Here is a 21848-nt window from a genome sequence, read left to right on the forward strand (position 1 = left end):
TGCAGGACGCCGTCCTCGCCGCCGAGGACGAGGGAGTCGCGGCTCGGAGAAGGGAGACGCGGGCGGGTCGCGGAGACCCGCCCGCGGTGCTTCACCGGGCCCGTGGAAAGGCCCGGTGGTTCAGGCTTCCGGCATCTTCGCCACGGCGATGATGTTCTGCCCGAAGGGCAGGCGCAGGTGGTCGAGGAGCCGGCTCACCGGCACCACCGTCCGGTCGTAGATGCGGACGGCCCGAGGGTCGCCGACGTCGCTCATCCGGCGGACCACGAACCAGTTGAAGATCGCGCCCAGCGCGTTGATCGGGCGGCAGACCTCGGTCTCCAGGCCGGCGGCCTCGAGCTTCCCGGTCAGATCCTTGCGCGTGTAGCGGCGCAGCCGCCCGGCCTTCTCCCGGTCGAACCCGCTGTAGAGCGCCGGGCACCCGGCCTCCCAGATGACGAGGCGTCCACCGGGGCGGATGGCCTCGACGAGCGAGCGGAGTGCGCCCTCCTCGTCCTCGATGAACCCGAGGACGTTGACGGCGAGCACCGTGTCGACCTCGGCTCGCACCTTCGCGGGAAGGTTCAGGTAGATGAGCTTCTCGTCCGGAAACGCTCGTTCCAGATGGAGCAGCCAGTCCGTGCTCCGGTCGCTCAGGACCAGCTCGTCGATCTTCGCGCGCCGGGACGCGAGAAGCAGGCGGCTCAGCTCTCCCGTCTTCGCGCCGACGTCCAGAACGGACCCCTTCACGTAGCGGGCGAGCCGCGCGACCTGGTACCCGCGGTAACGCCGAGCGTCACCGGTGGACTTCCAGCCCAGGATCCGCTCGGGTTCACCGTCGCAGTCGCCGCTGGTGGGCCAGACGGCCTCCCGGCTCTGGCAGTGCATCGCGAGAGACTCTCGGATGCCGCGCCACGCCGATTTATTCGTCATTGTCTTGTTTGTCCTTTCAGGTTTTGTTTGATCGCGATGACCGGCGTTCATGCCGGCCGACCGCTCGATGCCCTTGACAGTCCAGGCCCGGTCACCCGCCGCAAGCGGGTGACCGGGCCTGGACCGGACGCCGACCGGGCGAAGGCGGCGGCCGCGATCCAACCGGGCGGTGCTCCTGGGAGGTTCGCCGCCCGGCACCGGGAAGGACGGGCGGGTCAGGGCTTGGGGAGGACGCACATGGCGTCGAGGCCCAGGACGTGGTTGAGGCGGCCGAAGGCGAGCCAGGAGCCGATGCACATGCTGAGTTCGACGATCTCGCGCTGGGTGTAGTGCGCGGTCATGCGCTCCCAGAACTCGTCGTCCAGGTTGTGGTGGTCGACGGCGTAGCGGTCGGCGTATTCGGCGGCCAGGCGGGTGCGGGTGTCGAAGGCGTCGGTGGTGCGCCAATCGGTGACCGCGTCGGCGAAGCCGTCCTCGACCTTCTCGCCGTCGCGTTCGGTGCGCCAGTCGAGGCAGAACAGGCATCCGTTGATCTGCGCTATGCGGAGCCGGGCGGCCTCGAACTCGCGGAGGCCCAGGGTGGTGTGCTCGTAGACCGCCAGGGAGAGGTTCGCGGCGGCGGGGCCGATGCCGGGGACCATCTCGCCCCACGCGTACTGGATCGGGTCCTTGCCGTCGGGGATGTCGAGGTTCATGGGCGGGTGCCTCCGAGCTTGCCGACTGCGGGGCGCAGGGGGACGTCGAGCGCATCGTAGAGGCCGGGGGCCGCGTCCACGAGCCAGTCGATGGCGCCGACCAGGCGGCCGACCGCCGTGGCGTTGCCGCCCGCGGCGCGGTTGCCCTCCTGATCGGTGGCCTCGACCGTGACCCCGATGCGCGGGTCGCCCTCGATGACGACGCGGTGCGCGCCGTCGCCGTCCCGCGGCTTCGGCCAGTCGGGGGCGCACGACGGGTGGATGCGGGTCACGTGCTCGATGACGATGCGCGGCTCGCCTTCGACGATGCCCTGCACCTCGAACCGGACCGCGCCCTGGGTGCCCTTCTCGAAGTCGCCCATGGACTGCGTGGTCACGGTGTCGTCCAGGGGGAGGCGGTCCACGGTCTCGCGGATCTCGTCCAGGTCGACGCCTAGGGCGCGAGCCATCAGGCGGATCTGCCCGCCCCACACCATGGTCGGGACGGTCGCGGCGAGCATGGGCGGCTCGTAGTCCATCGGCTGCCCCATGCCGACGAGGTACCGGACGGAGTCGGGCTGGTCGTAGGTGGTGTAGTCGAAGATCTCCTGGCAGCGGATCACGTCGATGGTGCCGCCGACCCCGCTGATCAGCAGCGGCAGGACGTCGTTGCCCCAGCCGGGGTCGACGCCGGAGACGAACAGGGAGCCGCCGCCCTCGGCGACGGCGTCCAGGACCGCCTCCCGCATCTCGGGCGGGGCGTTGCTCTGGTCGTAGAGCGCGTACAGGGCGGGCGTGACGACGACGGCGCCCGCGCGGATCGCGCGGACGATGTCGGCGAGGGCCTCGTCGGGGCGGATGTCGCCGGACGCCGCGTACACGACGGCCTGGGGGCCCGTGGCGAGGACGGCGCCGATGTCGGTGGTCGCGGTGACGCCGAGGTCGCGGCCGAGCCCGGCGAGGTCGCCCGCGTCCCTTCCGGCCTTGGCGGGATCGTGGACGATCACGCCCGCGAGTTCTAGCGCCGGATGCGCCTCGACGGCGCGGATCGACAGCCGGCCGACGTTGCCCGTACCCCAGACGATCGCGGAGATCATGCGCGGAATGTAACAGGAGAACCCACGCGAAGCCAAGCAAGTGCTTGGTAGCCGGATGTGGACATGAGTTACTTTCACGTAGCCCCGTGACGCGCCTCACATCTCGATGTAGAACACGTTTCAATCCTGTCGAGTGCGAGGAGGTCACATGAGTGACTCCACCCTTCCCCACGAGAGACCCAGCGGGCCCTCACGCCGCGGGTTCCTGATTGGAACCGGTTCTATCGCGGGGCTGAGCATGCTGGGCGGCACGGCCCACGCCAGAGCGGCCGGGCCGATCGGCAACGGAGCGCACGTCCCGGCTCTGGTCATCGGCACCGGCTACGGCGGCTCGGTCGCGGCCCTGCGGCTCGCCCAGGCGGGCGTCGACGTGCACATGATCGAGATGGGGCAGGCCTGGGACACCCCGGGCTCGGACGGAAAGATCTTCGCCAACACCCGGACGCCGGACGTCCGGTCCTACTGGCTGCGGACCAGGACCAAGCAGCCCCTCAGCAACTTCCTCGGCTTCCCGCTCGACAAGAACGTCCCCCGCCACACCGGCATCCTGGACGCCGAGGACTTCAGCGGCATCACCGTCTACCAGGGACGCGGCGTCGGCGGCGGCTCGCTGGTCAACGGCGGGATGGCGGTCACCCCCAAGCGGGCGCGGTTCAGCTCCGTCCTGCCGTCGGTGAACGCGGCCGAGATGTACGACGTGTACTACCCGCGCGCCAACGCCGGGCTCGGCGTCAACGAGATCGACCCGGCGTGGTTCGACACCACCGCCGCCTACCAGTACTCGCGCGTCGGGCGTAAGCACGCCCAGCGCTCGGGCTTCGACTTCACGTTCGTGCCGAACGTGTACGACTTCGACTACATGGAGCAGGAGGCGGCTGGAACGGTCCCGAAATCGGCGCTCGCGGCCGAGATCCTCTACGGGAACAACCACGGCAAGAAGTCTTTGCAGCAGACTTACCTCGCCCAGGCCAAGGCCACCGGCCGCGTCTCCGTCTCGCCGCTGCACAAGGTCACGTCGGTGTCCCCCGCGTCCGGCGGCGGCTACACGGTCGTCATCGAGCAGATGGACACGACCGGCGCCACCACGGCCACCAAGACCGTCACCGCCGACCGGGTGTTCTTCGCGGCGGGCAGCGTCGGCACCAGCAAGCTGCTGGTACAGATGCGGGCCACCGGGAAGCTGCCCAACCTGAACAACGAGGTCGGCAAGGGCTGGGGCGACAACGGCAACGTCATGTGCGGCCGGGCCAACCACATGTGGGACCCGACCGGCGCCCTCCAGTCGTCCATCCCCACCACCGGCATCGACAACTGGGACGACGGCGGCGCGTTCGCCGAGGTCGCGCCGATCCCGACGGGGATCGAGACCTGGGCCTCCTTCTACCTGTCGATCACCGACACCCCGCACCGCGCGGAGTTCTCCTGGAACGCCGCCGCGGGACGGGCCGAGCTGAACTGGCAGACCGCCTGGAAGCAGGCCAGCATCGACATGGCCAAATCGATCTTCGACAAGATCAACCGGAAGGAGGGCACGATCTACCGGACCGACCTGTTCGGCGTCTACAAGATCTGGGGAGACCACCTCACCTACCACCCGCTCGGCGGCGCCGTCCTCAACAAGGCCACCGACAACTACGGCCGTCTGCACGGCCACCCCGGGCTCTACGCGATCGACGGCTCGCTCATCCCCGGCAACACCACCGTGAACCCGTTCGTCACCATCACCGCCCTCGCCGAACGGAACATCGAGAAGATCATCGCCACCGATCTCTGACCGCTTCTTTGCCGAGGCGTTGACGACGGTCCGGCCACGGGCGCGCGTGGCCGGACACCCGGTGAATGCCCTGCCCCTCCCGGGGAAACGGGTGGGCATGGACATTCCCCGGACTCTCGTGATGACCGGGCACTTCCCGCCGGAGCCGGGCGGCATCCAGACGTTCACCTGGGAGCTGGTGCGCAGGCTTCCCGCCGACCGGCTGCTCGTCGTCGCGGCCGCATGGCCCGGCGCCGCCGAGTTCGACGCCGGGCTGGACTTCCCCGTCGTCCGCCGGCACGGCTACCTGCTCTTCCGCGGGCTGCGCCGGCTCGTCGCCGAGCACCGCGTCCACGCCGGATGGATCCCCGCCGCCGCGCCGTTCGCCATATACGCCCCGCTGGTGAAGGCGGCCGGGGTGAAACGGCTGATCGCCTCCACGCACGGCCAGGAGTTCGGCTGGTTCCGGGCCGCGCCCACCCGCGCCGCGCTGCGCGGCGCCGCACGGACCTTCGACGCGCTCACCTACCTCACCGAACCGGGCCGCGCGGAGATCGCCGACGCCCTCGGCGACCGGACGCGGCTGGTCCAGCTCGCCGGTGCCGTCGACACGCGCCGGTTCCACCCCGGGCTGGACGGCGCGGCGGTGCGCCGGCGGCACGGGCTCGGGAACGGGCCGGTGGTCGTCAGCGTCTCCCGCCTCGTCCGCCGCAAGGGCCACGACAGGCTGCTGGACGCCTGGCCGGAGATCGTCCGGCGGCATCCGGACGCGCGGCTCGTCATCGTCGGCGACGGCCCGATGCGGCGCCGGCTCACCGACCAGGCGGCGCGGGCGGCCCCCGGCACCGTCACGCTGACCGGACCGGTCACCGCCGCCGACCTGCCGCTCTACTACGCCGCCGCGGACGCGTTCGTCCTGCCGTGCCGCGACAACCGCCGCGGACTCCAGGTCGAGGGCCTCGGGCTGTCGGTGCTGGAGGCGTCGGCGGCCGGGCTTCCGGTCGTGGTGGGCCGCTCCGGCGGCAGCCCCGAATCCGTGGTCGACGGCGGCACCGGAACCGTGGTCGACGCGGCCGACCCCAGCGCGCTCGCGCGCACGCTCAACGGCCTGCTGGACGACCCGCGCGGCGCCCGCCTCATGGGCGAGGCGGGCCGCCGGTGGGTGTGCGACGCCTGGAGCTGGGACCAGGCGGCGTCCCGGCTCGCCTCCCTCCTCCGCGGCTCCCCCACCGGGGCGGCGACGCCCTCCGGACGGGCGGTCCGCCTGGAGCTGCAGGACGCGGCACGGAGGGTGAGCCCCACGTGGGACTCCGGGAGCTGCTGAGCCACCGCGACTTCCGGCGGCTCATGGTCGGGCAGCTCGTCTCGTCCCTGGGCGACTGGATGGGCACGCTCGCGCTGATGTACTTCGTCCTGGAGCTGAGCGGGTCCACGACGGCGGTCGGCGGCGTGCTGGTGCTGCGCCTGCTCCCCTACGCGCTGGGCGCGCCGGTCGCGGCGCGGATCGTCACCCGGTGGCGGCGGCGCAGCGTCATGATGAACTCGGACCTGGTGCGCGTGGGCATGGCGCTGGCGCTGCCGGTCGTGCCGTGGCTGTGGTGGGTGTACTTCTGGGCGTTCGTCATCGAGGTCGTCGGCCTGGTGTTCCTGCCCGCCCGGGACGCCGCGATCCCCTACCTCGTCGAGGACGACGAGAGGCACACGCGGGACGGGCAGGAGCACGACACCGGCACGCTGGAGGTCGCCAACGGCATCACGATGGCCACCTCCTACGGCATGATCCCGGTGGGCGCGGGCGTGTTCGGTCTGGTGCTGTGGTTCTCGAACAGCGTCGGCTGGGAGGGCCACTGGCGCTACGTCCTGGTGTTCTGGCTGAACGCGGCGACCTACCTCGTGTCCTACTTCGTGATCCGGTCCATCCCGGACCTCGGCCCGGCCGCCGGGGAGCCGCGCACCGCCGCCCCGGAGAAGCGGGAGGGGCGGTTCATCGACGGGCTCCGGCTCGACGTGGTGCGCGGGGTCCTGCCGGGTGTCGCGGTCGTCGCGCTCGGGCTCGGGGCGCTGTTCTCGCTCGGCGTGGTGTTCGTCCGGAACGTCCTGGACGCGGGCCCGGTGGGGTTCGGGACGCTGGTGGCGCTGTTCGGGCTCGGCGCGCTGACGGGCCTGATGATCGTCCGCCGCGGGTCGTGGAACCTGGTGACGCAGATCCGGACGGCGACCGCGACGCAGGGCGTCGTGATCGCCTCGATGGGCCTGATCGCGTCGACGGCCTGGGCGTTCCTGGGCGCCGTGCTGTTCGGCGCCGCCGCCACGGCCGCGCTGGTCGGCGGCATCACCTACATGCAGGAGAGCCTGGAGGGCTACCGGCGCAACCTGGCCCTCACCGCGTTCCACGCCGTGCTGCGGTTCGGCCTGGCCCTCGCCGCGTTGGTGGCCGGGGCCGCGGCCGACCTGCTCGGACGGTGGGGCTTCGACCCGCTCGGCCTGGCGCCGGCGCAGCTCGTGCTGGCCCTGTCCGGCCTGGTCGTCCTCACCGGCACGTTCCTCATCCGGACCCCGCCGTCCCGCGCGGCCCGGCCCGGCTGACCGGCGGTCAGGGGCAGGCCGGGAACAGCCGCCGGGTGCCCGCACCGGCGTCGTAGGCGGCCCGGTCGCTGAAGCGGCACCCGTAGTCGGGACGCTTCACCACTCCCGGCTTCGTCACCACGTCACCGGCCGGACGCCTGCCCCTGTCGACCCAGCGGGCCAGGTCGTCCCAGGCCGTTCCGGCTTCGGCGGCGGAGAACTCGCAGTGCTCGACGGCACGGATCGCCCGCTGCACGAGGAACCGCGACCGGTGCTGCCGCGCCACCTCGGAGGCGTAGACCTGCTCCATCGAGAACGGCACGAACATGTCCCCGAGATTGTGCAGGCTCAGCACCGGGATTCCCGGCCGTCCGTTGATGCGCGGAACCTGGGAAAGCCGGTTCGACAACCGCGCCGGAAGGTTCCGGGCGCGCACCCTTTGCACGCTCGCGTTGACGTTGACCGGCCTGTTCGGCGTGTACCAGGTGAACAGGTTGGTGGAGAGCTGATCCGGCTCCTCGGCAAGGGTCGCGCCGGGGACGGGCGGGGCCGCCAGCGTGAACGGGAACGCCTTCCAGTACGCGAACGACTCCTCGTCGCCTGGACGCTCCCCGCCCGTCCGGTTGACGGCGATGGACCGGAACTGCTTCCCGCGCTCGTTCGCCGTGTCCGGCCCTCCCGGCGTCAGTCCGGTGAGCCCGAGGTTCTCCATGATCTTGGGGACGGTCACGGTCGCGTACTCGTCCGTCACCGGGTATTCGCGGACGCCGGCCAGATCCTGCGCGACGAGGTTGTAGTCGAGCAGGTAGTCGAAGAGCTCGTGGTCGCCGAGCACCCCGCACATGGGCAGCGCACCGTCGTAGTAGCGGGGGAACTGCTCGATCGAGCGCCCGATGACGTGACCGCCCATCGACACGCCGACGATGAGCCGCTGCTTCGGCCGCCCGACCTCGTCGGCGAACAACTCGGCGAGGTCCCGCGTGCTCAGCACGCCCGCGCGGACGTCGTACCCGTTGCGGTAGTACGACGACGCCGCCCACGCGTACCCCTGGTCGAGCAGCCGCTGCCGCAGCCCGAACGGCGGCGGCTCGACCGTCAGCACGAACCCCTGCCCCCGATACCCGTGCGCGTAAAGGGCCAGCTTGCCGTTCCACTTGGGCGGCACCTCGATGATGTAGCCCGAATGGTTGTGCACACCCTGCTTCACCAGGGACGGCTTCCCGCCCACCTGAGCAGGCGGAAGCGGCGGATTCTGGATCGTGTACCCCGGAAGCGGCTGATCCCCCGGTGTTCGGCTGACAGGTGTTGGATCGGCGGGCGTCCGGTCGGCATGCGCGGCCCCCGCAAGCGGGACGGCCAATGCGAGGACGGTGGCGGCGAGTGCGAAGAGAGCCCGTACGCGCATGATGCTCCTCTGGCGGCGATCACCCCGCATCACATACCGTCCAGTCGGTTTGTGCAATACGCGAGTCCACATCCGGCCCTGGCCCGCCTCCGACTTTTCGGGCGGGTGACTGGTCGGTATCGGTCGGCGGCGGGTGTGGAACCGACCACATCGCCGACCGGCCGTCCGGCCGGTCCGGCCGGGCAGGGGCAGACCGCCGCATCGCCCTGAGCGCGGTACCGCACGGGTCGGAGCGCCTCTGACGGCGGGGGGATGCCTGCTCCCGCCGTCCGTCGTTCCGTCTCGGCGGTGACCGGGCGACCGCCGGATCGTGCTGCTCGGCCGACACTGCGGCATTTGTTCGTCGGGTGATCATCCTCTACGATTCCGCCTGACTTAGGTATGCCTTACCTATATCTGCGGGAAGGTCCCGGTTCATCGACGTGAAGGTGGCGGCAGTGCCCATGACGCGCGGTCGTCGCTGTGCCGTGGTGGCCGGGTGCGGGGCGCTCCTGGCGGCGTCGGCGCTGGCCAGCCTCGCCGCGGGCAGCCGCGGCATAGCCCCCGGGCAGGTCCTGGACGTCCTGCTGCGCCCCGACGGCACCGAGGAGAGCGAGATCGTGCGGTCGATGCGGGTGCCGCGCACCGTCACCGGGCTCGCGGTCGGCGCCGGGCTGGCGCTGGCGGGGGTGCTGATGCAGGCGCTGACCCGCAATCCCCTCGCCGAGCCCCGGCTGATGGGCGTCACCTCCGGCGCGTCCCTCGGCGTCGTCGTCGCGATCAGCGTGTTCGGGCTGACGACGCTGCCCGCCTACGTGTGGTTCGGCATCGCCGGCGCCGCCGTGGCCGGGGCGTTCGTCTACGTCGTGGCGGCGCGGGCGCGCACCGGCTCGTCCCCGGTCACGCTGATCCTGGCCGGCGCCGCCCTGGACGCCTCGCTGACCGGCGTGGTCATCGGCGTGCTCACCGTCGACGCGCAGACCTTCGACGCCTACCGGTTCTGGGCCGTCGGGTCGCTGGCCGGGCGCCCCGCCGAGGTCGCGCTGTGGCTGCTGCCGTTCCTGCTCGCCGGGACGGTCCTGGCGTTCGGCGCGGCCCGCGGGCTGGACGCCCTCGCCCTCGGCGACGACATGGCCCGCGGGCTGGGACGCAACGTCGGCCGGACCCGGCTGGCCGCCGCCGTCGCCGCCGTCCTGCTCACCGGGGCCGCGGTCGCCGCCGCCGGGCCGATCGGCTTCGTCGGGCTGGCCGTGCCGCACCTGGCGCGCGGCCTGGTCGGCGGCGCCCACGGCTGGGTGCTGACCGTCTCGCTGCTGCTCGGGCCCACGCTCCTGCTCACCGCCGACGTGCTCGGCCGCCTGGTCCTGCCGCCCGCCGAGATCCGCGCCGGGGTGGTCACCGCGCTGCTCGGGGCCCCGTTCCTGATCCTGCTGGTCAACCGCCGGCGGACGGTCACGGCATGAGCGGGGTGAGCGGCCGCAAGGGCCTGATCACCGCGCATCCGGCGGCGGGCAGCATGGTCGTGGGCCACGGCCCCGTCACGTTCGTCGTGCGGCGCCGCCCGGCCGTCGTCGGTGCCGTGCTGGCGCTGCTGACCGGCGCCGCCGCCGTCGTCTCGCTCGGGGTGGGCAGCTCGTTCGTCCCACCCGTCGATGTCGTGCGCGCCCTGGCGGGTCAGGGAACGTCCACCGTCATCATCCAGGACCTGCGGCTGCCGAGGATCACGGTCGGGCTGGCCGTCGGCGCGCTGCTCGGCCTGTCCGGCGCGCTGTTGCAGTCGATCAGCCGCAACCCCCTGGCCAGCCCGGACGTGGTGGGCATCACCTCCGGCGCCGGACTCACCGCCACCATCGCGATGAGCGCGGGGCTGGGCACGCTCTGGCTGGGGCCGTCCGCGCTGCTCGGCGGCCTGGCGGCGGCGGCCGCGGTGTTCGCCCTGTCATGGCGGTACGGGCTGGCCGCGCACCGCTTCGTGCTGAGCGGGATGGCCGTGGCGCTGGCGTTGCGCGCCCTCACCGAGGTCCTCATCGTCGACGCCGACCCGATCGAGGGCCAGCGGGCGCGGATCTGGCTGGCGGGCAGCCTGAACGGCCTCGGCCACCCCGAGGCCCGCACGCTGCTGATCCCGCTCCTGCTGCTCCTGCCGGTGCTGCTGTGGGCGGGACGGGCCATGGACACCGCCGCCCTCGACGACGAGACGGCCCGCAGCCTCGGCGTCCGCGTCGTGCCGCGCCGCGTCGCGCTCGGCGCCGTCGCGGTGGTGCTGGCCGCGCTGACCACCTCCCAGGCGGGCGCCGTGGACTTCGTCGCGCTCGCGGCGCCCCAGCTCGCCCGACGCCTGGTCCGCGCGGAACGTCCCCCGCTGGCATGTGCGGCCCTGACCGGCGCCCTGCTGACGGTCGTGGCCGACCTGATCGCCCGCACCGCGTTCGCGCCGACCCAGCTGCCGGTGGGCGTGCTCACCGCGGCGCTGGGCGGCCCGTACCTGCTGTGGCTGCTCGTACGGAGGAGAACCGCATGACCCCCGAGGACAAGGCGCGTCCGCCGGTGCGGATCGCCGCCCGCGGCCTCAGCGTCGGCTACGGCGGCCACCTCGTCATCGAAGACCTGGACCTGGACCTGCCCGGCGGCGCGTTCACCGTGATCGTCGGCCCGAACGCCTGCGGGAAGTCGACGCTGCTGCGCACCCTGGCCCGCCTGCTGGCCCCGCGCGGCGGCGCCGCCCTCATCGACGGCGCCGACGTCCACGACCTGCCCACCCGCGAATTGGCCCGCCGCTTGGGCGTCCTGCCGCAGAGCCCCGTCACCCCGGAGGGGCTGAGCGTGGCAGATCTGGTCGCCCGCGGCCGTCAGCCCCACCAACGGTGGTTCCGGCAGTGGAGCGCGGCCGACACCGCCGCCGTCGAGCACGCGCTGGCGCTGACCGGCGTCGGCGATCTGCGCGACCGGCCGGTCGACGCGCTGTCGGGCGGCCAGCGGCAGCGCGTGTGGATCGCCATGACGCTCGCCCAGGACACCGACGCTCTCCTGCTCGACGAACCGACCACGTTCCTGGACCTCGCCCACCAGGTGGAGGTCCTCGACCTGCTGCGGCGCCTCAACCGTGACGGCGGCCGCACGGTCGCGGCGGTGCTGCACGACCTCAACCAGGCGTGCCGCTACGCCGATCACCTCGTGGTGATGAAGGCGGGCCGGGTCGTCGCGCAGGGCCCGCCCGGCGACGTCATCGACGCCGACCGCCTCGCCGAGGTGTTCGGGCTCGGCGGGGTCGTGGTGCCGTGCCCGGTGACGGGAGCCCCGATGGTCGTGCCGGACGCCCCGGCCTGACCCGAACAGAAGGTAGGTAGCTCACGTGAAGATCCACGGACTCGGCCTGCGGCTCGGCGGTCTGGTCGCCGGCCTCATGGCCGCCGGCCTCGCCCTGACCGCCTGCGGAGGCGGCGACGCCGAGCCGTCCGGCGCCACCCGCACCGTCAAGCACGCCATGGGCACGACCCAGGTGCCCGAGAAGCCCGAGCGCATCGTCGTCCTCGACACCGACAAGTACGACAGCCTCGCCACCCTCGGCCTGACACCGGTGGGCGTCGCGCTCGCCGACCAGGCGTCCGGCGTGCCCAAGTACCTCGGGGACGAGTTCGCCGAGGTCGAGACCGTGGGAACGCTCCAGGAACCGGACATCGAGGCGATCGCCGAGCTCAAGCCCGACCTGATCCTCGGCTCGAAGTTCCGGCAGGAGAAGTTCTACGCCGAGCTGTCGAAGGTCGCCCCCACCGTGTTCACGGACAAGGTCGGCATCACGTGGAAGGAGAACTTCCTCCTGGACGTCGAGGCCGTCGGCAAGAAGGCCGAGGGGCAGCAGAAGCTGGACGGCTACGAGAAGCGCGCCAAGGACCTCGGCGCATCCCTCGGCGACCCGGGCGCGCTCAAGGTGAGCGTCATCCGGTTCATGCCCGACGAGATCCGCCAGTACGGCCCGGACTCGTTCTCAGGGATCGTGTTGCGGGACGTCGGGGTCGGCCGTCCCGAGCCCCAACTGCTGGAGGGCAAGGACGACAAGCGGATGGGCCCGCTGAGCCCGGAACGCATCGCCGAAGCCGACGGCGACATCATCTTCGTGGCCGCATACGGGGAGAAGGCCGCCCAGGAGCAGGGCAAGGTCACGGCCGGATCGCTGTGGCAGAAGCTCAGCGCCGTCAAGGCCGGCAACGCCCACGTGGTCCTGGACGAGACCTGGATGACCGGTATCGGCGTCATCGCCGCCGGCAAGATCCTCGACGACCTCGACAAGTACCTCAAGCCCCTGGCCGAGAAGTAACAACACCCACGCGAGCGGCGGCCGACGCCACCGCTCGGCGCCACGATGATGACCGTCCCTCCAGGATCTGGAGGGACGGTCTTTTCGCACAGATCCAGATCGCTCAACCGTTCACGTTCCCGTCAATCCGCCGGCTCCGGGTCGGACGTTCAGACCGGACCACGGAACCGGCGGCATTCCGAGGCGAACAGCGCGGGGGCCGCCTTCACCAAGGACGCGGCGTACTCCTTCGAGTCCCGAACGGCCACGACTGCGGACACCTCCGCCACCTCGACGCGGTCTCCTCCAGAGGAGTCGCTCTGAGAGCTCTTGCGCCAACGTGCGCAGGACAAGTCCAGTGTGTTCGCGTGCTCTCCATGATCGTACGGATCAGGTCTTCTGAGTCTTCCGCCGGGTCACCTCGCGCTTGCCGGTGGCGGACGGCGGCGGCGTCGCGTCATCCAAGGTGTGCCTGATCGAGTCGTGACCGGTCGGCTGGTCGAGATTGTGTGACCCGTTTTCAGGCGGTCGAGGGCGCACCCAGTGGCCCTGCCAGAGGTCGCTTTGACGCCAGGGCGGGCGGCGGACCGGAAGGCGCGCTTGGCCGCGGTCATCTTGGCGGCGCCGGCGCCGTTCAGGGTGCCGTCGCGGGCGAGTAGGCCCACTAAGATCACTTCCGCGCTAGCCTGGGAGATAGAGATACCCTCGATTTTTCGGGGTTCAAGCTGAAGCGGCCCCCATGGTCGGGAGCCGCTTCTAAGTTGGGAGCAGTCTGCTCCTATCGGCGCCCACGCCACGCACCGGCCCAGAGGCCGAGGCAGGCAGCGTTGATCCCGACACCCCAGTAGAGTGCCCCGGTGGCATCGGGTTGGCTGATGCCCCAAAACATCAACAGGGTCCCACACATGAGGCCCAGGACATACAGCCAGGCCTCCACGTTGAGCGGCTTGTCACGGTTCATGTACTCTCCTTTGTAAGTGATCGGCTGTGCCTTGCAGTTCACCGTCCAGGAAAGCCCAACGTTGGCAAGAGGCAATCAGTCGGGAACGAGGTCGCCGGTCGCTGGGTCGCCTAATACGCCAACCGCATTTGGTGATCGACGATGCGTCGTTGTTGTCGGTAATGGCTGCGGCTCGCCGACGCCGGCGACGTGGGCGAACACCGCTGATCTCCCGGAGCGGCCGCCGCGCAAGCCGCCTGCGCTTCCCCCAGTGATAAGCAGGCCGCCCAATGCCCCCTTGGGCCAGCGGCTGACTTAGAAATATCTCACGTGGTGTGAAGGTCTACTAACGACGGGCCCTCCCCAAGAACCGGCGTCCGGCGAAGGTCGCCCTGGCCATGAAGGTCAACCGGCAGATGCCCTGGCGTCCGGCATGCTTTCCGAACGCGCAGATCGCCCCAGGCTCAGCCGTCGAGACCGGCAACGCCCACGCGGTCCTGGACGAGACCTGGATGACCGGCATCGGCGTCATCGCCGCCGGCAAGATCCTCGACGACCTCGACAAGTACCTCAAGCCCCTGGCCGAGAAGTAGCACCGACGCGAGGCGCTGAGCGGCCGCCAACGGTGCCGCTCAGCGCCCGTCGTCCAGGAAGCGGGTCAGGCGGGCGACGTAGGCGTCGAGTTCGGCCGGCATCGCCGCCGCGCCGTCCGTCCGGTACCGTCCCGGCCCGAGCGCGTCCGCCCGCAGCGGCGTCACCACCATCCCCCTGGCCCGCCCGCCGATGCGCGCGGCGCGGTGTGCGACCGGAAACGGTCCACGATGATCTTCGCGCGGAGCGCGGTGGACGCCTCGGACCAGAGCGCCTGCCGGACGACCTGCGCCTTGTACCCGCGTCACGGTGAGCCGCTTTCGCGTTGTAGTCGTCCAGGGCGCCGGCGGCCAGAGTGTGCGCGGGCTTGAAGTAGGGCCTTCCGGTTTCATCGCGACGCACCCCAGTCGCCCCTTGCGTTGCTCTATTCCCTGCGGACAGTCGTCCGTGTGGATCATCCACACGGGTCGCCTGCCTGGCGAACCCAATCAACCAAAAGAGGCGTTCGAGATGAACGAAGAAGTTGCCGGTACGCCCCGGACCTATACGCACCCGGACGTACTGGCCAGCGGTGTCCGGGACGGCTGGGCCGACCCGATCACCGACCCGACCGAGATCGACTGGGCTCCACGGCAGGCCGCGGCGGCGATCCCCTTCAGGGTCATCAACGGCCGGCCCGTCAACCCCTGTGAGCGGACGAGCGTCCGCTACGGCCGCAACGAACTGGGACACTGGGCCGAGGCGCTGGCCGCCGACGCGCTCGTCTCGGCGATTCGCAGGCGGTACCGCTGGCTCGGTCGGTGGGACCGCTGGATCCTCATGATCGAGCGCGGTGACGGCCACGGCTGGGCATTGCCCGGCGGGCACGTCGACCCGGGAGAGCAGCCCATGGACGCGGCCGTCCGCGAGCTCGACGAAGAGACCGGCCTGCGCCTGCCGAACGCGGTGTGGCGGTCGACGCCGCCGCGCTACGTGCCGGACCCGCGCGCCTCGGACGAGGCGTGGATGGTCACGGTGCTGTGCACCGCCGACCTGGGCCGCGTGCGCCGCTTCCCGAAGGTGACCGGCGACGACGACGCCGCACGAGCAGCTTGGGTTCGGGCGAACTCCTACGAGGACCTGGTCACCTACCTGGAGATCAACTTCCAGGGCAAGGTCTTCCCGGCCCACGCCGACATGCTGGCGCGATCCCTCTAGGTCGCGACCCGCAACGATCAAGACCGCCCCTCCAGAATCCGGAGGGGCGGCTACTTCACGCAGGCCCAGATCGCTCGACCGGTCACGTACCCATGTCGAGACGAACCGGCCGTAGCAATTGACGTAGCTCCCAGAACAGCGGGAGTAGGGCATGCGACCGCCCGCTCCGCCTGCTCGCCGGTCGGCGGCTCAGCCCGGCCTCGCCGGTAGTACTTGCTCGGGAGGCGGGACCACAGGAGCCTCACGCCGAACGCCGGCGCGAGGCCCCGAAAACGGATCGCACTCCGGGCTACCCGTCGTAGCGTCCAGCGCGGATGTCACGCGCCAGCGCACCGAACGCCGCCCGCCCGAACGCCAACTTCGCCCCCTCCGGATCCTTCGAGTCCCTCACAGCCACGACCGAGGCAAGTCCAGCAACCTCGACGCAGTTACCGCCTTCGGAGCCACTGTGAGAACTCTTGCGCCAACGGACTGGTGACAGATCCAGTGTGCTCACGTGTCCTCCATGATCGTTCGAATCAGGTCCTTGGAGTCTGCGCTTGCCAGCGCGGCAGACCTGATCACGTTGAAGAGTAGGGTAAGTCGGCGGACGTCGTGTAGATCCGAGAGCATCTGACCGTAACCTCCCGCGCCGTCCACGTACGCGACGTCAGGCGCATGTTTGTAACTGAGCACTTGGAAGCCGCTTTCGTGGAAGACCCTCGCATGCGCTGGGATGACCTGGATGGAGACATAGAGTTCTTCCATCAACTCCAGTAGCCGCTTGCACTGCCCGAGCCGTACTTCTGGATGAAGATCACGGATTACCGCTTCACGAATCATGAGGAAGACCCACGGCGGATTGTCCTGCGTGAGCAGCGCTTGGCGGTCCATTCGGATCGCCGTCAGCTCATCAGCCTTGTCTGGACGTTAGCCCGGCGCTGAGCACCAAGCGCGCGTACTCCTCGGTCTGGAACAGGCCAGGGATCAACAAGGGCTCATAGGTGCTCATCTCCAGCGTCCCCTTCTCGGCCTCGATCAGGGGACGGAAGCCGGTCGGGATCAATCCCTGCTTCCGCGCCATGACGTGCTTCGCCCACATGCGGTCGAAGGTGCCACTCGTCTTGAAGTAGGTGTCCAGGTCGTCCGCGAGCCCCTCTGACGGGGGCTTTTCGAAGGTCTCGACCTTGGCGATCCACTGCGGGGTGCAGTCCAGCGCCGCCGCGAGCTTGTTCCGGGACAGGCCGGACGCCTCACGCCGCGCCCGCAGTTCGCTGACGAACATGTCCTGGTAGGCGGAGGGGTTGGTGTCACGCGAGGGTGCCATCGGGTGTCTCCCGGGTGTCGGCCCACCTGTTCGGGGGTGTCGCCTGCCTGATTCGGGTGCTCGTCGGGGGGTGAGCGGTTCGTAGCTCACAGTAACTCTCCCCTGCCAAGGTCGTCCTTGGAAAAGCCGACCCGATCCGCAGGGACCCCGCCCGTGAACGATCAAGAACGCGAACGACTCCAGGATCAGTACCCGAGCTGGCACATTCGCCGGCCACCGACGATGGAATGCCTCATAGCCACCCGCCTGGGCCGTCCTCTCACACAACGGGAGATCTATTACGGCCTCTGCGCGACCATCGTCGAGGACGACTACGTTCTGCTCGGCGATGCCCTCGCCAACCAGCGCAAGATCGAGGAGTCCCTGTGATCTTCGCGCTGGCGATCACGGGCGCTTCGGTCGTGGCGATCCTCGCCGCCTGGACGCTGATCCTGTTCATCGGCATGGCCATTGCCGACGCCGGCTACGTGGGCAAACACCGCTAATCTCCCGGAGCGGCCGCCGCGCAAGCCGCCTGCGCTTCCCCCCCAGCGATACGCAGGCCGCCCAATCCCCCTTGGGTCGGTGGCCGCTCCGGGTCCCCCGGGACCTGACAAACATAAGTTGCCGCCGTTGGTCACCCGAGCTGGCACTTGACAAGGAGCAGCAAGATCGGAAAGTTCCATATCGACCCGTCCGCTAGAGACGGTCGGCGCAACCAAACGGAGGATGCCGACATGGCCAAACAGAACCCGAACCCGGACGACGATCCGGTGCCCTCGGGCCTGGTGAACCACATCATCGAGGCTTTAGACAAGCAGCGAGAGGCGGACGAACAGCAACAGCCGGACGAAGCCCAGCAATAGAAGTCGTTGTCGTTCGGATTAAGGCTGGCCTTTACCTTTCACGGGCGGGACCAGCCCCTTTTCGCTTTTGCTGTATCGGACGTTTAACTCCCTGCTTCGGGACCCGACCTCAGCCCCCAACACGGCCTCACAACCTCCCGTGCCAGGCTGAGGCAACCCGCGCCACTGGGAGCCACAGGCTCACCGACCAAGCACCCAATGAATCTGGCTGTACTCCCCGCTCAAAAGGTCCGCGACCGATCAGATGAACGCGGACAAATTCTTGTCAACGCTCACTCGTCGTCCTCTTTTCTTGGGTGCAGGTGGTTCAACTGTCCCGCTGGTGAGGCCGTCATGGGCCAGATCCACGGCACGGCGTCCGATCTTGGCCGCCTCTTCGAGGTGCCGCACGAGAACCTCCAACTCCCTGGACGTCGTCCCGTACGTCCGCTGGCTTTCCGGGTCCATCGGGAGGACGCGCGCCCCGCGAGGGTCGGCGCGGTGGGCGCCGGTGCTGGACGTGTTACGGCGGGTGTTCACCGCTACTCACGGCGTCTGTCTCACGGGGCGCCGCTAAGGTCACCATGTGGGCGAGATCGTGGTGGTACGCGATGGCTCCGGGCCGGAGGTCCTGCTCGTGCATGGCGGTGCCGGCCCGCGGACGACCTGGCGCGCTCTCGCGCCGCTGACCGATCGGTGGACTCTGGCGTACGTCCACCGACGCGGCTATCCACCGAGTCCACCACCGCAGAAGCATCAGGACTTCGAGGTGGATGCCCTGGACCTGGCGCCGCTGCTCGTCGGCCGCCCGCACGTCGTCGCCCATTCTTGCGGCGCCCTCGGGACGTTGATCGCGGCCGCTGCCATGCCGGACGGCGTGCGTTCTCTGACTCTGATCGAGCCACCGCTCAACTACCTCGTCGCCGAGGATCCCGAGGTGGCACGGCTCGAGCGCATCGGCGATGCGGCCCTCGCCTACGGGATGGACATGGACCCAGCCGAGCTGCGCGAGTTCCTCCAGCTCGCGGGCGCGCCCTCGGGGACGGCCCGCTCCCGGAGGACGTGGTCGCCAGTGTTCGGCGGGCGCAGGGTGCCCGGCCGCCCAGCCAGGCCCGCCCACGGGTCGACGCCATCCGTGACGGCGGCGTTCCGGTGCTCGTCGCGTCCGGAGATCACGCGGGAGGGCTCGAGCGGATCTGCGACGCTCTCGCGGAGGTGCTCGGCGGCGAGCGCAGTGCGCATCCGGGCGCCGGTCACTTCGTCCCCGCGGCACCGGGCTTCGCCGAACATCTCGAGACCTTTCTGCACCGCTGCACCGCCTAATACGGCAGTCCGAGATCGTGGTTTCGTCATCGTCGGCTGAGGCGGGTTCGTTGGTGGAACCAGCGTGCGCGGGCTTGGTGGCGTCGGCGCCAGAGATGCCAGCGTAGGTGGTGCTCGATGCCGTGCCATTGGCGGTTGAAGAGGTTGACCAGGCGTTTCACCTCGGCAACGGTCAGCGTGATCAGTCCGGGGTCGGTGGGTGGGGCCTGGTTGGGGTCGGCCGGTGCGGGCGGCGGGCTGGTGTTGAGGCGGGCGTGGGCGGCGGTGATGGAGCAGACGGCCAGGCCGGCCATGGCCAGTACGAGATGGCGCAGCAGCGCGGGGTGGGTGCGGGCCTGGGAGTGGTCGGGCCCGAAGGCGTCCTTGCCGGTCTGGAAGTCCTCCTCGACGGGCCATCGGCGTCCGGCCACTTTGATCAGGGCTCCGCAGTGTGGCGGGTCGTCCGGCGGGGGGCGAAGCACAGGTAGAACGCCACCTCGCGGACGCCTTTGGCGTTCGGGGTGAGGCTGCGGCGGATCAGCAGGTGGCGGCGTGGGTCGGCGGTGGCGGCCCAGGCCCAGGCGTAGCGGCGTTCGCCCTTGGACCCGGCCCCGGCCGAGTCGATGACCCAGTCCGAGGCGATCAGCGTCTTGAGCACAGCGTCGGCTCGGACCGTGGCGGTCGGGTTGAGGGCGACCGTCGTGGACTTGGAGATCGCCAGGACGTAGCCGGTGCCGGTGTCTTCCAGCCAGGTGCGCAGGCCCGGGTCGGCGCCGTAGACCTCATCGCCGGTCACCCAGTCGGGCAGTCGGCCCTCGGCGTGCAGGCCGGCCAGGATGTGGCGTCCCAGCTCCGGTTTGGTCGCGAACACCGCCTCGTCGGGCACCCGGGCGCGTCGGCGCCGGTCGGGGTCGGCGGCCCAGTCGGCCGGCAGGTAGAGACGGGCGCCGACCAGCGCGTGTCCGGCAGCGGTGGCCAAACTGCAGTACACGACGTTGACGGCATTGGAGACCCGGCCCGCGCAGCCGACGTACAGGCGTTTGACCCCGACGGTCGCAGTGCCCTTCTTCTCTTGCCCGGACTCGTCCAGGATCGCCACGGCGTCACTGTCGTCCAAGTGTTCGCAGACCAAGGCGCGCACGGCCGTCATCGCGGCCATGGTGTCCCATTTCGCGTCGGCGAGCAGGTGCTGCATCCTGCCCGGTGTGGCGTGGCCGACGTGCTCGGCGATCGTCCAGCAGTTCTTGCGCGGCAGATCGCTCATCAACGCCCGCACGTACTCACGGGCCGAAATACGAGGTTCCCACCTGCGGAAACACCCCGCCATCAAGGCCATCAGGTCGTCCAGACACCTACCGGCAGCGCCGGCCTCTACCATGGCAGCGGCAGCCGCCCCGAGATTGTTGATCGTCACACATCACGATCACCGGGCGGCTGTCCTGCGTTACGGGCCGCCCTCTCAGCACCGATCAAGATCTCGGACTGCCGTACTAAGCGGCGTCGAGCTTCCGGTCTTGCTGACCGTCAAGGCCGGCAACGCCCACGTGGTCCTGGACGAGACCTGGATGACCGGCATCGGCGTCATCGCCGCCGGCAAGATCCTCGACGACCTCGGCAAGTACCTCAAGCCCCTGGCCGAGAAGCAGCAACGACCACGCGAGACGGCGGGCGGCGGCCAACGCCGCCGCTCAGCGCCCGTCGTCGAGGAGGCGGGTCAAGCGGGCGACGTAGGCGCCGAGTTCGGCAAGCGTCTCCGCCGCGTCGTCCGGCCATGTCGGCCACCTGTACACAGGTACCGCCTTCGGAACCGATCTTGGTGCCCTTGCGCCAGCGCGAAGACGACGGCGCACCAACAAGAAGGGCCCGGCTCTGCCGGGCCCTTCAGAAGTGGGCAAAGTCCTCGCTGGGATGCTGTCTCAGCAAGGCGCTATGCGTCGCCGTCCGTGTCCGTGACGACGGTCTTCCGTGCCCTCCGCCGAAGGAGGTTCGCACGGATGAACAGCCACCCGATGCACAGGGTGGCGACGGCTTCTACTCCCCCCACCAGGTGGGCCCAGGAAGGGAGTGTCGAGAGCTTCGCGAGCATCACGAGCGCGGTCGCCGGGAGGACGCAGAAGATCGCCAGCGTCACCGCCAGGTGACCGGTCCTGGTGATCCAGCGCCCCGGGCGGTCCCGGTGCCACGACTCCCACCCGAACGGGTTCGCACCCTCGGGCAGCAGCTCCTGCGTCCGCGGCGCCAGTTCGCTGCGGACGTACTCACGGATCTCGGACACCTTGGTGTCGTTCGCCTGGTAGATCCACCCCAGCGACAGAACTGCCGGGACCAGCCCCAGCAGGACCAGCGGGGAGGCTCCCTGCGAGATGGCGTAAACCGCACCGGCAGCCACCGCGAAGGCGGTGTAGACCAGCCTGTCACGGTAACCGATCCGATTGTTCTGTTCGTTCTTCAACTGGTTGGAGTCGGCCACGATGACGCCGACTTCGACCTTGTTGCTCTCGCTCCGCAGCTTGGCGATTTCCATCTCGAGCTTGATCCGCTCAAGGGGATCGACCTGGTCTCCGAGCCGGACGAGTTCTGCAGCGATGCTGGCGTACGTGCCCTCAACGCTGGTTTTGTTGTTCTCTTCATTGGTTTTCATCAGGCCTCCTGGCCGCTCTAGTTTGAAAGATCTCGCCATACACCGTCCGGGGGTCCCGGCCTGACGCAAGGCTGGCTGGGCCATGCCGTTCATCGACCTGTTCAAGGCTGTCCGGTAGCGCAGGCCAGAGTGGCGCAGAAGCCATCCCGGTCGGAGACGGCCGCGGTTGGCCATGGCCAGGTTGCGCATCCGCGCCATGCTGAAAGTAGCGCGGTAGTTCCTCTGCCATTCGCCAACGCCCATTCGCCCGAGCCCCGGTCAGGTCGACGACGCCCGCGATGGTGAGCCGTGCCGGCGCCCAACGAGAGCGCGGCAGGCGGGCGACCTTCGTGGTCACCGCACTCGCGGTCTTACGGGGAGGGCGTTGT

General features: G+C 70.0%; 26 protein-coding genes. 12 read left to right on the plus strand and 14 right to left on the minus strand.

Translation table 11 applies throughout. The annotated features are described in order from the left end of the window. Positions 1-120 precede the first annotated feature (120 nt). The 3 genes from E1281_RS02005 to E1281_RS02015 all read right to left on the minus strand — a co-directional run bounded on the left by E1281_RS02005 (position 121) and on the right by E1281_RS02015 (position 2683). Entirely contained in the window at positions 121-867 is a 747-nt protein-coding gene (locus E1281_RS02005; protein ID WP_165958754.1) for a methyltransferase domain-containing protein, read from the minus strand. A 260-nt stretch (positions 868-1127) separates the two neighbouring features. Next, positions 1128-1607, minus strand: a complete 480-nt coding sequence (locus tag E1281_RS02010; protein ID WP_131875370.1) for a carboxymuconolactone decarboxylase family protein — start codon at positions 1605-1607, stop codon at positions 1128-1130. Then, on the minus strand, positions 1604-2683 hold the full coding sequence (locus tag E1281_RS02015) for a dihydrodipicolinate reductase (protein ID WP_131875371.1): 1080 nt from the start codon (positions 2681-2683) through the stop codon (positions 1604-1606). The genes E1281_RS02010 and E1281_RS02015 overlap by 4 nt, the downstream gene beginning before the upstream one ends. 238 nt (positions 2684-2921) lie before the next feature. Here E1281_RS02015 and E1281_RS02020 point away from each other — a divergent pair, with 238 nt between their 5' ends. The 3 genes from E1281_RS02020 (at position 2922) to E1281_RS02030 (ending at position 7022) form a co-directional block, all read left to right on the plus strand. Further along, positions 2922-4457, plus strand: coding sequence for a GMC oxidoreductase (locus E1281_RS02020; RefSeq protein WP_243716480.1), 1536 nt, complete (start codon positions 2922-2924; stop codon positions 4455-4457). A 97-nt stretch (positions 4458-4554) separates the two neighbouring features. Then, positions 4555-5760: a glycosyltransferase family 4 protein gene (locus tag E1281_RS02025; RefSeq protein WP_207943043.1), complete on the plus strand. Its 1206-nt coding sequence runs from the start codon at positions 4555-4557 to the stop codon at positions 5758-5760. After that, positions 5739-7022: an MFS transporter gene (locus E1281_RS02030; RefSeq protein ID WP_131875373.1), complete on the plus strand. Its 1284-nt coding sequence runs from the start codon at positions 5739-5741 to the stop codon at positions 7020-7022. Before E1281_RS02025 ends, E1281_RS02030 begins: the two co-directional genes overlap by 22 nt. Positions 7023-7029: 7 nt before the next feature. Here E1281_RS02030 and E1281_RS02035 read toward each other — a convergent pair whose 3' ends face one another. Then, on the minus strand, positions 7030-8406 hold the full coding sequence (locus tag E1281_RS02035) for a hypothetical protein (RefSeq protein WP_207943044.1): 1377 nt from the start codon (positions 8404-8406) through the stop codon (positions 7030-7032). Between the two features lie 443 nt (positions 8407-8849). Here E1281_RS02035 and E1281_RS02040 point away from each other — a divergent pair, with 443 nt between their 5' ends. Genes E1281_RS02040 through E1281_RS02055 form a run of 4 tightly spaced genes read left to right on the plus strand, consistent with a single transcriptional unit; the run spans position 8850 to position 12700 of the window. Next, positions 8850-9848, plus strand: a complete 999-nt coding sequence (locus E1281_RS02040) for an iron ABC transporter permease (protein ID WP_131875375.1) — start codon at positions 8850-8852, stop codon at positions 9846-9848. Next, on the plus strand, positions 9845-10906 hold the full coding sequence (locus tag E1281_RS02045) for an iron ABC transporter permease (RefSeq protein WP_207943045.1): 1062 nt from the start codon (positions 9845-9847) through the stop codon (positions 10904-10906). The genes E1281_RS02040 and E1281_RS02045 overlap by 4 nt, the downstream gene beginning before the upstream one ends. Further along, positions 10903-11712, plus strand: coding sequence for an ABC transporter ATP-binding protein (locus tag E1281_RS02050; protein WP_131875376.1), 810 nt, complete (start codon positions 10903-10905; stop codon positions 11710-11712). Before E1281_RS02045 ends, E1281_RS02050 begins: the two co-directional genes overlap by 4 nt. A gap of 25 nt (positions 11713-11737) precedes the next feature. Next, positions 11738-12700 carry an iron-siderophore ABC transporter substrate-binding protein gene (locus E1281_RS02055; RefSeq protein WP_243716481.1) on the plus strand — a complete coding sequence of 321 codons (963 nt, stop codon included), beginning with the start codon at positions 11738-11740 and terminating at the stop codon, positions 12698-12700. 149 nt (positions 12701-12849) lie between these two features. On the opposite strand, the gene E1281_RS02060 is transcribed toward E1281_RS02055, so the two are convergent. Beyond that, positions 12850-13032: a DUF397 domain-containing protein gene (locus E1281_RS02060; protein WP_243716482.1), complete on the minus strand. Its 183-nt coding sequence runs from the start codon at positions 13030-13032 to the stop codon at positions 12850-12852. Between the two features lie 425 nt (positions 13033-13457). Then, complete coding sequence (locus E1281_RS02065) at positions 13458-13640, minus strand: hypothetical protein (protein WP_131875377.1); 183 nt, start codon at positions 13638-13640, stop codon at positions 13458-13460. 377 nt (positions 13641-14017) lie between these two features. On the opposite strand from E1281_RS02065, the gene E1281_RS02070 reads away from it, so the two are divergent. Beyond that, positions 14018-14212, plus strand: coding sequence for a hypothetical protein (locus E1281_RS02070; protein WP_131875378.1), 195 nt, complete (start codon positions 14018-14020; stop codon positions 14210-14212). Between the two features lie 39 nt (positions 14213-14251). Here the strand turns inward: E1281_RS02070 and E1281_RS42460 are convergent, their stop codons facing one another. After that, on the minus strand, positions 14252-14377 hold the full coding sequence (locus tag E1281_RS42460) for a hypothetical protein (protein ID WP_279433576.1): 126 nt from the start codon (positions 14375-14377) through the stop codon (positions 14252-14254). A gap of 343 nt (positions 14378-14720) precedes the next feature. Here E1281_RS42460 and E1281_RS02075 point away from each other — a divergent pair, with 343 nt between their 5' ends. Then, positions 14721-15407, plus strand: a complete 687-nt coding sequence (locus E1281_RS02075; protein ID WP_131875379.1) for an NUDIX hydrolase — start codon at positions 14721-14723, stop codon at positions 15405-15407. A 289-nt stretch (positions 15408-15696) separates the two neighbouring features. Here E1281_RS02075 and E1281_RS02080 read toward each other — a convergent pair whose 3' ends face one another. The 3 genes from E1281_RS02080 to E1281_RS42470 are packed head-to-tail and all read right to left on the minus strand — an operon-like array spanning position 15697 to position 16713. Continuing rightward, positions 15697-15903, minus strand: a complete 207-nt coding sequence (locus tag E1281_RS02080) for a DUF397 domain-containing protein (protein WP_347813262.1) — start codon at positions 15901-15903, stop codon at positions 15697-15699. Then, positions 15900-16280 carry a Scr1 family TA system antitoxin-like transcriptional regulator gene (locus E1281_RS42465; RefSeq protein ID WP_131875380.1) on the minus strand — a complete coding sequence of 127 codons (381 nt, stop codon included), beginning with the start codon at positions 16278-16280 and terminating at the stop codon, positions 15900-15902. The genes E1281_RS02080 and E1281_RS42465 overlap by 4 nt, the downstream gene beginning before the upstream one ends. A 19-nt stretch (positions 16281-16299) precedes the next feature. Further along, on the minus strand, positions 16300-16713 hold the full coding sequence (locus E1281_RS42470; RefSeq protein WP_131875381.1) for a Scr1 family TA system antitoxin-like transcriptional regulator: 414 nt from the start codon (positions 16711-16713) through the stop codon (positions 16300-16302). 153 nt (positions 16714-16866) lie between these two features. Between E1281_RS42470 and E1281_RS02095 the strand changes: the two genes are divergently transcribed. The 3 genes from E1281_RS02095 to E1281_RS02100 all read left to right on the plus strand — a co-directional run bounded on the left by E1281_RS02095 (position 16867) and on the right by E1281_RS02100 (position 18900). Beyond that, positions 16867-17082, plus strand: a complete 216-nt coding sequence (locus E1281_RS02095; protein WP_131875382.1) for a hypothetical protein — start codon at positions 16867-16869, stop codon at positions 17080-17082. A gap of 347 nt (positions 17083-17429) precedes the next feature. Continuing rightward, positions 17430-17558, plus strand: coding sequence for a hypothetical protein (locus E1281_RS42475; RefSeq protein WP_279433577.1), 129 nt, complete (start codon positions 17430-17432; stop codon positions 17556-17558). 565 nt (positions 17559-18123) lie between these two features. Next, entirely contained in the window at positions 18124-18900 is a 777-nt protein-coding gene (locus E1281_RS02100) for an alpha/beta fold hydrolase (RefSeq protein ID WP_207943046.1), read from the plus strand. Here E1281_RS02100 and E1281_RS42480 read toward each other — a convergent pair. From E1281_RS42480 to E1281_RS39910, 4 genes are all read right to left on the minus strand, one after another. Next, the gene (locus E1281_RS42480) at positions 18887-19270 is read right to left on the minus strand and encodes a hypothetical protein (protein ID WP_131875383.1); all 384 of its coding nucleotides are present in this window, start codon (positions 19268-19270) and stop codon (positions 18887-18889) included. The two genes, E1281_RS02100 and E1281_RS42480, sit on opposite strands and share 14 nt — an antisense overlap. A 5-nt stretch (positions 19271-19275) precedes the next feature. Beyond that, on the minus strand, positions 19276-20217 hold the full coding sequence (locus tag E1281_RS02110; RefSeq protein WP_347813263.1) for an IS701 family transposase: 942 nt from the start codon (positions 20215-20217) through the stop codon (positions 19276-19278). A gap of 112 nt (positions 20218-20329) precedes the next feature. Then, a complete protein-coding gene (locus E1281_RS41050; protein WP_207943047.1) occupies positions 20330-20518 on the minus strand; it encodes a hypothetical protein in 189 nt (62 codons plus the stop codon). Positions 20519-20766: 248 nt separating this feature from the next. Next, complete coding sequence (locus tag E1281_RS39910) at positions 20767-21480, minus strand: hypothetical protein (RefSeq protein ID WP_165958752.1); 714 nt, start codon at positions 21478-21480, stop codon at positions 20767-20769. Between the last annotated feature and the right edge of the window lie 368 nt (positions 21481-21848).

Origin of the sequence: Actinomadura sp. KC345, assembly GCF_004348515.1 — a bacterium.
Lineage (GTDB): Bacteria > Actinomycetota > Actinomycetes > Streptosporangiales > Streptosporangiaceae > Spirillospora.

Coding starts and splice junctions, on each gene's coding strand:
- E1281_RS02045 (WP_207943045.1), top strand. CDS start 9,845: ATGAGCGGGGTGAGCGGCCGCAAGGGCCTGATCACCGCGCATCCGGCG.
- E1281_RS02015 (WP_131875371.1), bottom strand. CDS start 2,683: ATGATCTCCGCGATCGTCTGGGGTACGGGCAACGTCGGCCGGCTGTCG.
- E1281_RS42465 (WP_131875380.1), bottom strand. CDS start 16,280: ATGGACCGCCAAGCGCTGCTCACGCAGGACAATCCGCCGTGGGTCTTC.
- E1281_RS02075 (WP_131875379.1), top strand. CDS start 14,721: ATGAACGAAGAAGTTGCCGGTACGCCCCGGACCTATACGCACCCGGAC.
- E1281_RS42470 (WP_131875381.1), bottom strand. CDS start 16,713: ATGGCACCCTCGCGTGACACCAACCCCTCCGCCTACCAGGACATGTTC.
- E1281_RS02005 (WP_165958754.1), bottom strand. CDS start 867: ATGCACTGCCAGAGCCGGGAGGCCGTCTGGCCCACCAGCGGCGACTGC.
- E1281_RS39910 (WP_165958752.1), bottom strand. CDS start 21,480: ATGAAAACCAATGAAGAGAACAACAAAACCAGCGTTGAGGGCACGTAC.
- E1281_RS02110 (WP_347813263.1), bottom strand. CDS start 20,217: ATGGTAGAGGCCGGCGCTGCCGGTAGGTGTCTGGACGACCTGATGGCC.
- E1281_RS42475 (WP_279433577.1), top strand. CDS start 17,430: ATGGCCAAACAGAACCCGAACCCGGACGACGATCCGGTGCCCTCGGGC.
- E1281_RS02035 (WP_207943044.1), bottom strand. CDS start 8,406: ATGCGCGTACGGGCTCTCTTCGCACTCGCCGCCACCGTCCTCGCATTG.
- E1281_RS02025 (WP_207943043.1), top strand. CDS start 4,555: ATGGACATTCCCCGGACTCTCGTGATGACCGGGCACTTCCCGCCGGAG.
- E1281_RS02010 (WP_131875370.1), bottom strand. CDS start 1,607: ATGAACCTCGACATCCCCGACGGCAAGGACCCGATCCAGTACGCGTGG.
- E1281_RS02020 (WP_243716480.1), top strand. CDS start 2,922: ATGCTGGGCGGCACGGCCCACGCCAGAGCGGCCGGGCCGATCGGCAAC.
- E1281_RS02070 (WP_131875378.1), top strand. CDS start 14,018: ATGAAGGTCAACCGGCAGATGCCCTGGCGTCCGGCATGCTTTCCGAAC.
- E1281_RS02040 (WP_131875375.1), top strand. CDS start 8,850: ATGACGCGCGGTCGTCGCTGTGCCGTGGTGGCCGGGTGCGGGGCGCTC.
- E1281_RS02050 (WP_131875376.1), top strand. CDS start 10,903: ATGACCCCCGAGGACAAGGCGCGTCCGCCGGTGCGGATCGCCGCCCGC.
- E1281_RS02065 (WP_131875377.1), bottom strand. CDS start 13,640: ATGAACCGTGACAAGCCGCTCAACGTGGAGGCCTGGCTGTATGTCCTG.